8 protein-coding genes and 2 pseudogenes are annotated in these 10,907 nt (G+C 70.8%); 6 read left to right on the top strand and 4 right to left on the bottom strand.

The genetic code is table 11. The features are described from left to right. The 6 genes and pseudogenes from TA90_RS06805 to TA90_RS06780 form a co-directional block, all read left to right on the top strand. Positions 1-386 (top strand): AAA family ATPase (locus tag TA90_RS06805; RefSeq protein ID WP_043535311.1); only part of this gene is annotated, 386 nt, incomplete at its 5' end. 55 nt (positions 387-441) lie between these two features. After that, a complete protein-coding gene (locus TA90_RS06800) occupies positions 442-903 on the top strand; it encodes an NfeD family protein (RefSeq protein ID WP_231550689.1) in 462 nt (153 codons plus the stop codon). Between the two features lie 47 nt (positions 904-950). Next, positions 951-1,850: an SPFH domain-containing protein gene (locus tag TA90_RS13190; protein ID WP_052450604.1), complete on the top strand. Its 900-nt coding sequence runs from the start codon at positions 951-953 to the stop codon at positions 1,848-1,850. Between the two features lie 88 nt (positions 1,851-1,938). Beyond that, positions 1,939-3,274: pseudogene (locus tag TA90_RS06790) on the top strand (glutamine synthetase family protein). After that, a complete protein-coding gene (locus TA90_RS06785; protein WP_043535310.1) occupies positions 3,274-6,234 on the top strand; it encodes a bifunctional [glutamine synthetase] adenylyltransferase/[glutamine synthetase]-adenylyl-L-tyrosine phosphorylase in 2,961 nt (986 codons plus the stop codon). Before TA90_RS06790 ends, TA90_RS06785 begins: the two are co-directional and overlap by 1 nt. Before the next feature lie 31 nt (positions 6,235-6,265). Further along, positions 6,266-6,964 (top strand): histidine phosphatase family protein, encoded by a 699-nt coding sequence (locus tag TA90_RS06780; RefSeq protein ID WP_052450603.1) that lies wholly within the window; start codon positions 6,266-6,268, stop codon positions 6,962-6,964. 47 nt (positions 6,965-7,011) lie between these two features. On the opposite strand, the gene TA90_RS06775 is transcribed toward TA90_RS06780, so the two are convergent. The 4 genes and pseudogenes from TA90_RS06775 to TA90_RS06760 all read right to left on the bottom strand — a co-directional run bounded on the left by TA90_RS06775 (position 7,012) and on the right by TA90_RS06760 (position 10,781). Continuing rightward, on the bottom strand, positions 7,012-7,776 hold the full coding sequence (locus tag TA90_RS06775; RefSeq protein WP_043535313.1) for an amino acid ABC transporter ATP-binding protein: 765 nt from the start codon (positions 7,774-7,776) through the stop codon (positions 7,012-7,014). 38 nt (positions 7,777-7,814) lie between these two features. Next, positions 7,815-8,752, bottom strand: a pseudogene (locus tag TA90_RS06770) (amino acid ABC transporter permease). A 9-nt stretch (positions 8,753-8,761) separates the two neighbouring features. Continuing rightward, positions 8,762-9,709 (bottom strand): ABC transporter substrate-binding protein, encoded by a 948-nt coding sequence (locus TA90_RS06765; RefSeq protein ID WP_043535308.1) that lies wholly within the window; start codon positions 9,707-9,709, stop codon positions 8,762-8,764. Positions 9,710-9,824: 115 nt separating this feature from the next. Continuing rightward, a complete protein-coding gene (locus tag TA90_RS06760) occupies positions 9,825-10,781 on the bottom strand; it encodes an ABC transporter substrate-binding protein (protein WP_043535307.1) in 957 nt (318 codons plus the stop codon). Positions 10,782-10,907 lie beyond the last annotated feature (126 nt).

Here is a 10,907-nt window from a genome sequence, read left to right as displayed (position 1 = left end):
AGGGGGAGCGCCAGCGTGTCCTGCTGGCCCGTGCCCTCATGGCGGACCCGGAGGTCCTCATCCTCGACGAGCCCACCGCCGGACTGGACCTGGGTGCCCGTGAGCTCCTGGTTGGTGCCCTGCAGGAGCACACCACCGCGCCCTCCTCCCCCCAGATGGTCCTCGTCACCCACCAGATCGAGGAGATCGCCCCCGGCTTCACCCACGCGGCCGTCATGGCGGAGGGTCGCATCCTCGCCGCAGGACCCATCGAGGAGACGCTGACGGGGGTGACGCTCTCGCGCGCGTTCAGGCTGCCCCTGAGTGCCGGGCGCACCGACGGACGCTGGTGGGCCCACTCCCCGGGGCGCGAGGAACGGGGGACGGGGAACCGAGGCAGGGCCTGAGTCCCACCCGTCCGGGTGGGCACGCACGAGGGCGGACCACGCCCGGGAATGAGGGATGATGGTGTTCGTCTGGTGGCTCGCGGCAGGGTTGGTCCTCGGCATCGTCGAGGTGGTCACGGTCGACCTGATCTTCCTCATGCTCGCGATCTCGGCAGTCCTCGCCGCGGGGGCCGCGGCACTCGGTGTCCCACTGGTGGGGCAGGTGGCCGTCTTCACGGTGTCGGCGATCGTGCTGCTGCTCCTCGTGCGTCCCTGGGCCCGCCGTCACCTCGCGCGCTCCACCCCCGATGTGCGCACGAACGCCCAGAGCCTCATCGGCCTCGAGGCCGTGGCCCTGACGCGTCTGACCGGCGTCGAGGGGCGTGTCCGCCTGGACGGGGAGACCTGGAGCGCCCGGACGGACGACCGCGCCGAGGCCCCCGCAGGCACCCACGTGAGGGTGGTGCGCATCGACGGTGCCACCGCAGTGGTGGGCCCCCTCCAGACCGTCGTGGAGCCGCCCCCCGACCAGACCTGAGGAATCCCCGCCGCCAGACCACCTGAGACTCCCGGAAGGAGCCCGGAATGGACCAGTCCATCATCGGCACCGTCATCCTGTTGCTCGTCGTCCTCTTCGTCATCGTCATCATCGCCCGCGCCATCCAGGTCGTGCCGCAGTCGCGCGCCCTCGTCATCGAGCGCCTCGGCAAGTTCCACTCGGTGATGTTCGCCGGCCTGCACCTCGTCATCCCCTTCATCGACCGCATCGCCAGCCGCGTCGACCTGCGGGAGCAGGTCACGAGCTTCCCACCCCAGCCCGTCATCACCGCCGACAACGTCGTCGTCTCGATCGACTCGGTGATCTACTACCAGGTCAACGACCCCATGCACGCGACCTACGAGATCGCGAACTTCATCCAGGCCATCGAGCAGCTGACCGTGACCACGCTGAGGAACGTCATCGGCTCCATGGACCTGGAGCAGACACTCACCAGCCGTGACCAGATCAACGGGCAGCTGCGCGGGGTCCTCGACGAGGCGACGGGACGCTGGGGCATCCGCGTCAACCGCGTCGAACTCAAGGCCATCGACCCGCCGCCCACCATCCAGCAGGCCATGGAGCAGCAGCTGCGCGCCGAGCGTGACAAGCGCGCCACGATCCTCACCGCCGAGGGTGTGCGCCAGTCGCAGATCCTCCAGGCGGAGGGAGAGAAGCAGTCCCAGATCCTGCGGGCCGAGGGCGCCGCGCAGGCGGCCGTCACCCGGGCCAAGGGCGACGCCGAGGCCATCGAGACGGTCTTCACCGCGATCCACGAGGGCGACCCCACCCCCGACCTGCTCAGCTACCAGTACCTGCAGACGCTGCCCCAGATCGCCCAGGGCAACGCCTCCAAGGTGTGGGTGGTCCCCACGGAGCTCACCGCGGCGCTCAACGCCATCTCCAAGGGCTTCGGCGCGGACGCCCGTCCCGGGGACGGCGCCTGACACCTGCGGGACGCGCCCCCCGGGAGGAGCACCCCACCCGGGGGCGTCGCCCTCGTCGACGGAAGAGACGGAAGAAGGAGACCAGGAGATGGACCGCCAGCAGGAACGTGTGCTCCAGGAGATCGCCGAACGGGGGATCCGATTCATCAGGCTGTGGTTCACGGACGTGGCGGGTGTGCTGAAGTCCGTGGCCATCGACCCCGGTGAGCTCGAGGACGCGTTCAGCGAGGGCATCGGCTTCGACGGGTCGGCGATCGAGGGGCTCACCCGGGTCCACGAGTCCGACATGCTGCTCCTGCCCGACGCCTCGACGTTCCAGGTGCTGCCGTGGCGCGGCGCGGAGGACCAGGTGGCGAGGATGTTCTGCGACGTCCTGACCCCCGACGGCAACCAGGCCCGCTCGGACCCGCGCGGGGCACTCGAGCGCACGGTCGAGCGCGCCCGGGACATGGGCTTCACCGTCATGGTCCACCCCGAGATCGAGTTCTACCTGCTGCGCAAGCCCGTCACGGTCGACCACCTGGTCCCCATCGACAACGCCGGCTACTTCGACCACGTCGCGCGGGGGGACTCCAACGACTTCCGCCGCCGGGCGGTGCGCATGCTGGAGGACATGGGGATCTCCGTGGAGTTCTCCCACCACGAGGCGGGACCCGGCCAGAACGAGATCGACCTGCGCGCCGTGGACGCGGTGGCAGCGGCGGACAACATCATGACCGCCCGAACGGTCATCGAGGAGGTCGCCCTGCGCGAGGACATGGTGGCCTCCTTCATGCCCAAGCCCTTCATCGACCAGCCCGGCTCCGGCATGCACACCCACCTCTCGCTCTTCGAGGGCGAGCTCAACGCCTTCTACGACCCCTCGGGCGAGTACCAGCTCTCCTCCACGGGTCGGCACTTCATCGCGGGTCTCCTGGCCCACGCGCGGGAGGTGTCGGCGGTGACCAACCAGTACGTCAACTCCTACAAGCGACTGTGGGGCGGGGGTGAGGCGCCGAGCTTCGTGTGCTGGGGGCCACAACAACCGTTCCGCGCTGGTGCGGGTGCCGCTGTACAAGCCGGCGAAGCGACAGTCGGCGCGCATCGAGTACCGCGGCATCGACCCCGCGGTGAACCCCTACCTGGGTCTGGCGGTCCTCATCGCGGCGGGGCTGGACGGCATCGAACAGCGCACGGAGCTCGTCCCCGAGGCCGAGGACAATGTCTGGGAGCTCTCCGAACGCGAGAGGCAGGTGCTCGGCATCGAGTCCCTGCCGACCTCCCTGAAGTCGGCGGTGGGGCTCATGCGGGGCTCCGACCTGGTGGCGCGGACGCTCGGCGAGGAGGTCTTCGACTACGTCCTTCGCAACAAGGAGAAGGAGTGGCGGGAGTACCGCAACCAGATCACCCCGCAGGAGATCCGACAGTTCGTCAAGGTCAACTGATGTCCGTGGACCCGGCCCCCAGCGCGACCGCCCTGCGCTCGGGGGGTTTCGTCGAGCCGGACCGTGCCCTGCGCCTGCTGGGGGACCTGCCGGGGGGACGCAGCCAGTGGCTCGCCCTGCTCACGCGCGCCGCTGACCCCGACCTCGCCCTGCTCCAGGCGGTGCGCCTGCACGAGGCCGACCCGGACCTCCTCCCCGCGCTCGGCGCGGCCGGTGGTGACCGGCCCACCCGCGTGGTGGCCGTGCTGGGCGCGAGTCGCGCACTCGGCGACCTCCTCGTGTCCCACCCGGAGCGGGTCCCGGCCGTGTGGGAGGAGACCGCGTCCCCGCGGGAGTTCCTCATGGGCGCCGTCGGGGCCGATCCCGTGGCACCCGTGCCGGTGGCAGCGCCCGGTGCCGATGCGGACGCGGTGCGTCGCGCCTACCGTCAGGTCCTCCTGGGGATCGTCGCCGACGACGTCACCGTCGCCGACCCCGTGGCACTCATGCCCGAGGTCGGCCGCCGTCTGTCCGACCTGGCGGACGCCGCACTCGAGGCCTCCCTGGCCCTGGCCCGCCGTGACATCGACCCCTCCGGCCGGGTCCGCCTGGCGGTCATCGCCATGGGCAAGACAGGGGCCCGGGAGCTCAACTACATCTCCGACGTGGACGTCATGCACGTCGCCGAGGCCGCCCCGGGTTCCGACGCGGACGAGCGCGAGGTGGTCGAAGTCGGGACGCGGCTCGCGGCCCTGGCAGCGCAGGGGTGCTCCGGTGCCGGCTCCGAGCAGCCCCTGTGGACCGTGGACACGGCCCTGCGGCCCGAGGGCCGTGACGGGGCGCTCGTGCGCACCATCGACTCCTACGTCGCCTACTACACGAAGTGGGCCCAGACCTGGGAGTTCCAGGCGCTCCTCAAGGCCCGTGCGGCCGCCGGCGACCCCGGCCTGGGCCACGCCTTCGAGCGGGCGGTGGCGCCCTTCGTCTGGAGTGCCGCCGGGCGGGAGGGGTTCGTCGAGAACGCGCGGGCGATGCGCACGCGGGTGGAGGACAACATCCCCCGACGGGAGGCCTCCCGGGAGCTCAAGCTCGGGCGCGGGGGGCTGCGCGACGTGGAGTTCACCGTCCAGCTGCTGCAATTGGTCCACGGCCGCACGGACGCCTCCCTGCGTGTGCGCGACACCGCCTCCGCCATCGCCGCGCTGACGGCGGGGGGGTACGTCGGTCGGTCCCAGGGCGCGGAGCTCACCTCCTGCTACTGCTTCCTGCGGGCCGTGGAGCACCGCACCCAGCTCATGCGGATGCGGCGCACCCACCTGATCCCCTCCGATCCCCACGACCTGCGGACGATCGGCAGGTCGATCGATGCCTCGCGGTTCCACTCGGCGGAGGCCCTGACCGCTGAACTCGACCGTGTGCGGGCCCGTGTGCGCGCCCTGCACGAGGACGTCTACTACCAGCCCATCGTCGCCGCGACCGCCCAGCTCAGCCCCGACGAGGCGGCCCTGGACCAGGATGCCGCCCGGGCGAGGCTCGCCGCGATCGGCTACATCGACCCGCGGGGGGCGATGGCCCACATCTCCGCGCTCACCGCGGGCACCTCACGGCGGGCGACCATCCAGCGCCACCTCCTGCCCGTCATCATCTCCTGGCTGGCCGACGGCGCGGACCCGGACCTGGGGCTGGCGAGCTTCCGCACGCTCTCCGAGCAGATCGGGGACTCGCACTGGTATCTCGCGCTGCTGCGGGACTCCGGGGTGGCCGCGGCGAGGTTGTGCCGCGTCCTGCCGAACTCGCGCTGGATCGCCGACGCCCTGTCCAACAGGCCCGAGGCGATCTCGTGGCTGGACGACGACGACCTCCTGGAGCCGATGGACCCCCAACGCCTGGACGCGGAGGTCGCGGCCCTCGTGGGGCGCCACCCCGATGCGCGCACCGCTGCCCTGCGGGTGCGTGCCGTACGTTCCCGTGAGGTCACCCGCGCGGGACTCGCCGACGCCCTCAGCGGCATCGCCCCCACCCGCCCGGGGATCGCACAGTCCTCCGACGCCGCGCTGGCCGGGGCCCTGACCATCGCGCGTCGCGAGTGGGCCGAGGAACACGGGAGCCACGCGGCCGAGATCGCGATGGTGGCGATGGGGCGCTACGGCGGGGAGGAGTCCTCCTACGCCTCCGACGCGGACGTGCTGGTCGTCCACCGGGCCCTCGAGGGGGTGCCCGAGGACCTGGCCGCCCGGGCGGCCACCCACGTCGCCAACCGCGTGCGTGCCCTCCTGGGGACGACCACCGCACAGATGAGCCTCGGCGTGGACATGGACCTGCGCCCGGAGGGCAGGTCCGGTCCGATGTCGAGGACCGTCGGCTCCTACCGGGAGTACTACGGGCGCTGGGCCTCGACCTGGGAGCGCCAGGCGCTGCTGCGTGCGCGCCCGGCCGCCGGGCCCGGGGACCTCCTCGAGGAGTTCATCGCGACGGTGGACCCCATCCGCTACGGCCCCGAGCCCACCACCTCCCAGCTGAGGGACATCCGCCTGCTGAAGGCACGCATGGAGACCGAACGCCTCCCGCGGGGCATCGAACCCAATCGTCACGTCAAGCTGGGCCCCGGGGGGCTCTCGGACGTGGAGTGGGTGGTCCAGCTGATCCAGTTGCGCCACGCGGGTCGGGTCGAGGAACTGCGGACGACGAGCACCCTCGGTGCCCTCTCGGCCGAGGTGGAGGCGGGCCTGGTCGCGCCGGAGGACGCCGACACGCTGCGGGAGGCCTGGTCCCTGGCCTCGAGGGTCCGCGCCGGCAACGTGCTGGCCACGGGTCGGACCTCGGGGGTCAAGCTGGACGTCCTCCCGCGCGACCACCGGGAGCTGGTGCCCCTGGCGCGTCTGCTCGGCTACCCTGCTGGGTCGGAGGACTCCCTCGAGGAGGACTGGCTGCGCGCGGCACGACGGTCCCGCGAGGTCATGGACCGGTTGTTCTGGGAGTGAGGGGACCGCAGGGTCCCGGTGGGGAGCAGGTATGCGGCTGGTGCTGGTGCGGCACGGGCAGACGTCGTCGAACAGGAGCGGGGCGCTGGACACCTCGCGTCCGGGCGCTCCGCTGGATGCGGTGGGCCGGGCACAGGCGGAGGAACTCGCCCGCAGGTGGGAGGACGAGGTCGCGCCGCGCCCCTGCCTGGTGGCGGTCTCCCCGCTGCTGCGCACCCGCCAGACGGCGCGGCCATTGCTGGAGCGCTACGGGTTGGAGCCACTGGTGCGTCCCGGCATCCGCGAGATCCGGGCCGGGGACCTGGAGATGAACGCCGACGCCGCCTCGGTGGTGCGCTACCTGGGGACCATGTCGAGGTGGGCCAGTGGGGACCTCGACGTGCGCATGCCGGGTGCCGAGGACGGCCACCTGCTGCTGCGACGTGCCCTGGCGGTCATCGAGGAGGTCCGTGGGCTCGCCCTGGAACGCGGCGGGGAGGATGCCACCGCCGCGGTGGTGGCGCACGGTGCGATCATCCGTGCCCTGACGCCGAACCTGACGGACGACGTGCCCGGGGCGCTGGTGGAGGCACATCCCATGGGCAACGCCCGCACCACGGTCCTGGAGTGGCGGGAGACCACGGGCTTCCACGCCCTGACCTGGAACGACCGTCCGGTCGGGGAGTGGGACGTGCCGGCCGCGGTGGACCTGGCCGAGCCGTCCGTCCTCGAGCCCGTGCGCGGGGCCTGATCCCCGGGAGGTGTCCCGGACGGGCCCCGCCGCGGACGGCCCTGCCCTCAGAGGACCTTCGAGAAGAAGGAGCGGGTCCGCTCCTCACGGGGATGGTCGATGACCTCCGAGGGGAGACCCATCTCCACGATGACCCCGTCGTCCATGAAGACGACGTTGTCGGCGACCTCGCGGGCGAAGCCGACCTCGTGGGTGACCACGACCATCGTCATCCCGGAGGCCGCGAGGTCCTTCATCACCTGGAGGACCTCCCCGACCAGTTCGGGGTCGAGGGCGGAGGTCGGCTCGTCGAAGAGCATGATCTCCGGGTCCATCGCGAGCGCGCGGGCGATGGCCACGCGCTGCTGCTGGCCTCCGGAGAGCTCGGAGGGGTAGTGCCCGGCCCGGTCGGCGAGCCCGACGCGCGCCAGCAGTTCGTCGGCACGTTGACGCGCCTGGGAACGCGACCTGCCCAGGACGTGGACCGGGGCCTCCATGACGTTCTCCAGCGCCGTCATGTGCGGGAAGAGGTTGAAGCGCTGGAAGACCATGCCGATGCGGGACCGCTGGCGGGCGACCTCGCGGTCCGGGAGCTCGTGGAGGACCGTCCGGTCCCCCTTGGTGACCTCGCGGTAGCCGAGCAGCTCCCCCTCGACGTAGAGCCTCCCGGCGCTGATGGTCTCCAGCTGGTTGATGCACCTCAGCAGGGTGGACTTCCCCGAGCCCGAGGGGCCCAGCACCACGCACACCTGTCCGGGCATGACGGTGAGGTCGATGCCGCGCAGGACGTGCAGGTCGCCGAAGAACTTGTGGATGCCCACCGCCCGGACCATCGCGGTGGTCGAGCTCGTCGTGGTCGTGGTCGGGGTGCTCACGGGGTGACCTCCAGGTCCAGGACGGAGGGTTTCGGGGGGTCCTCGGGGGAGGACGGGTCCTGCTTGCGGGCCTGACCGGAACGCGTGTCGAAGCCACGTCCGAAGTGGCGCTCGATGCGGCTCTGGATGACCATGAGCACCGAGGTGATGACCAGGTACCAGATGGCCGCGTCGATGAGCAGCGGGATCGGGGCGAACAGGCTCTGCCCCTTCGTGGAGGCCGCGAAGGTCAGCTCGAGGGTGAAGGGGATGGCGGAGACCAGTGAGGTGGTCTTGAGCATCGAGATCGTCTCGTTGCCCAGAGGGGGGACGATGACCCTCATGGCCTGGGGCAGCACGATGCGTCGCATGATCAGCCCGCGTCTCATGCCCAGGGCGGTGGCCGCCTCCCACTGTCCGCGGTCGACGGCGTTGAGGCCGGCCCTGATGATCTCGGCCAGGTAGGCGCCCTCGTTCATGCCCAGGCCGAGGATCGCCATCCACAGGGTCGTGAGGACCCTGTTGGTCTCGAAGACGACGAACTCCGGTCCGAAGGGGATGCCCAGGCTGAGCTGGGGGTAGAGCGAGGGCAGCAGGGACCAGAAGATCAGCTGCGTGTAGATGGGGGTCCCGCGGAAGAACCAGATGTAGAACCAGGAGACGCCCCGCAGGACCGGGTTGGGTGACTGGCGCATGACGGCGGCCAGGAGCGCCAGGACGGTGCCGAGCACCATGGCTGCCGCGGTGAGGAGCAGCGTGTAGAGGACGCCCACGATGATCGTGCGGGAGAACAACCACTCCCACACCACCGGCCACTGGTAGTTCGGGTTCGTGATGAGCCCGTGGACCGCCATGGCCACGAGGATCGCACCAGTACCGCGGAGGCGACGCGTCCGGGCCGGGGGACCGGCCGGGCGTTGATCAGTTCGACGCCGTCGAGGGTGTGCTGGGCCATGCCGTCACCTCACTCGCTCGCCGCGGGGTTGAGCTCCGCCGTGGTGAGGGCCACGTCCTCGACCCCGTAGGCCGACAGGATCTTGGTGAGGTAGCCGTTGTCCATGAGGTACTGGAGTCCGGCCTGGACCGCGTCGGCGAGCTCGGTGTCGGACTTGGCGACGGCGATGCCCTGCGGGGCCGCCCCGAAGTCGTCCCCGATCTGCTCGAGCTTGCCGCCGGACTGCTTGACCGTCCACCCGATGACCGTCGTGTCGGCGAGGGTGGCGTCGTACTGGCCACCGATGACCTTGGTGGACACGTCGGTCTGGAGGTCCAGCGGCATCACGGTGAGCGCGGCCTTTCCGTCCGCCTTGCACTTGGCCGCGAGGTCGTTGGCGTAGTCGAACTGCGTCGTCCCGTTCTGGACACCGAGCGTGGAGCCGCAGGGGTCGGAGGGGTCGAAGCCCTTGGGGTTGCCCTCGGCCACGGCGTAGGAGGACCCCACGGTGATGTAGGAGACCATGTTGACCTGCTCGAGCCGCTCGTCGGTGATCGTGTAGGAGGAGGCACCGACGTCGTACTTGGTCCCCAGGGCCGGGATGATCGCGGGGAACTCCGCCGTCTGTGACTTCGCGCCGGAGAGGCCCATGAGGCGGGCGAGGGCGTCGACGATGTCGATGTCGTAACCCACGGGCGTCTGACCGTCGTCCCCGAGGAACTCGGCAGGCGCGTAGGAGGTGTCGGTGCCGTTGCGCAGGACGTCGCGCTCCTTGACCGAGTCGGGGACCAATGCCTCGATCTCCGGGACGGGCTGCAGGGTGGAGGCGTCGAAGGCGTCACTGCTGGACTGTGCGTCCCCACCGGAGGCGGCGCCGTCCCCCGAGGTGGAGCCACCACTGCTGCCCGGGTCCGAGCAACCGGTGACCAGCAGTGCCACGGCGGCGGTGGCGGCGAGTCCTGCGAATGTCCTGCGCATGGTCAACAACTCCTGTGTCAGGGTTCGATGCACGTCAAGGAATGGTCACGGCCGAGTCTACGGCCGAGCACCTCGGGGGGAGGGGATGCCCGCGGAGTGGGCACCCCCTCCGGACTCACTCGCTGACCGAGGGGTTGAGTTCCGCCGTGGTGAGGGCCGAGTCCTCGGCCCCGTAGGCACCCAGGATCTTGGTGAGGTAGCCGTTGTCCATGAGGTACTGGAGTCCGGCCTGGACCGCGTCCGCGAGCTCGGTGTCGTCCTTCGCGATGGCGATGCCCTGGGGCGCGGACTCGATGACGTCCCCGACCTGCTCGAGCTTGCCGCCCGCCAGCTCCACGGTGTAGCCGATGACCGTGGAGTCGGCCAGGGTGGCGTCGTACTGGCCGCCGATGACCTTGGTGGACACGTCGGTCTGGAGGTCCAGCGGCATGACGGTGATGGCGTCCTTGCCGTCCGAGGTGCACTTCTCGGACAGGGTCTGGACGTAGTCCTGCTGGTAGGTGCCGTTCTGGACGCCGATCGTCGCGCCGCAGGGGTCGGTGGGGTCGAAGCCCTTGGGGTTGCCCGCGGCGACCGCGTAGGCGGAGCCGACCTCGACGTAGGAGACCATGTTCACCTGCTCGAGGCGTTCCTTCGTGATGGTGAACGAGGAGGCCCCGATGTCGAACTTGGTGCCGAGCGCGGGGATGATCGTGGCGAACTCCGCGTGGATGGTGGTGCCCTTGTCCAGGCCCATGACGGCCGCGAGGGCCTTGACCGGGTCGACGTCGTACCCCACCGGGGTCTGGCCGTCGGCCGCACGGAACTCACCGGGTGCGTAGTCGGTGGAGGCGCCGTTGCGCAGTTCGTCGCGGTCCTTGACGGACTGGGGCACCAGTGCCTCGACCTCGGGGACGGCGGAGAGCGTGGTCGTGTCGAAGGGGGTGATGCCCGGCGCGGCCGTGGCGGCGGAGGAACCGGACTGGTCGGCGCCGGAGGTGGACTGGGTGCCGGAGGAGTCGGGATCGCTGCACCCGGCGAGTGCGAGTGCGGCGACGGTTGTCAGGGCGAGGACGGGGGAGAGTCTGCGCATGGAGTGCTCCTGGGGGCGTGGATGGTGTACCCACAGAGTATGCACTGGAATGCATAATATGCGGAACACCGTCTCAGCATCCGACGCAGGACGCCCGCCCCCGGGGTGGTGGGGGCGGGCGTCGTG

This window comes from Actinomyces polynesiensis, from assembly GCF_000820725.1.
Taxonomy (GTDB): Bacteria; Actinomycetota; Actinomycetes; order Actinomycetales; family Actinomycetaceae; genus Pauljensenia; species Pauljensenia polynesiensis.
Note: the sequence above shows the minus strand (reverse complement) of the source record. Positions and strands in the feature narration are given on the sequence as shown.